Origin of the sequence: Halorubrum sp. SS7, assembly GCF_005435055.1 — an archaeon.
Taxonomy (GTDB): Archaea; Halobacteriota; Halobacteria; order Halobacteriales; family Haloferacaceae; genus Halorubrum; species Halorubrum salinarum.
This window is the reverse complement of record NZ_SGXV01000662.1, coordinates 1-229: the sequence shown is the minus strand read 5'-3', so window position 1 is coordinate 229 and position 229 is coordinate 1. Positions and strand designations below refer to the sequence as shown.

Sequence of the window (229 nt, the reverse complement as noted above, 5' to 3'; positions counted from 1 at the left end):
CGTCGAGTAGTCAGAGAAGAACGCCCGGCGCGGGAGCACGCCGTAGTCGGTGTAGAAGGCGGTCAGCGAGCGCGAGCGGAGGAGCAGGTCGGCGATCAGCAGCGCTCCGAGCCCGATCCGGAACGCGGCGAGCGCGCGGGGGTCCACCGAGACGCGCGCGGCGACCGCCGCCGAGAGCCGTCGGACGACCGCGGAGAGCCGCGACCGGACGCTCGCGGTCGAGAGGTTC

General features: G+C 73.8%; 1 pseudogene. It reads right to left on the bottom strand.

What is annotated here, in order from left to right:
- Window positions 1-229 (bottom strand): annotated as a pseudogene (locus tag EXE44_RS19550) (HTTM domain-containing protein); the annotation flags it as partial.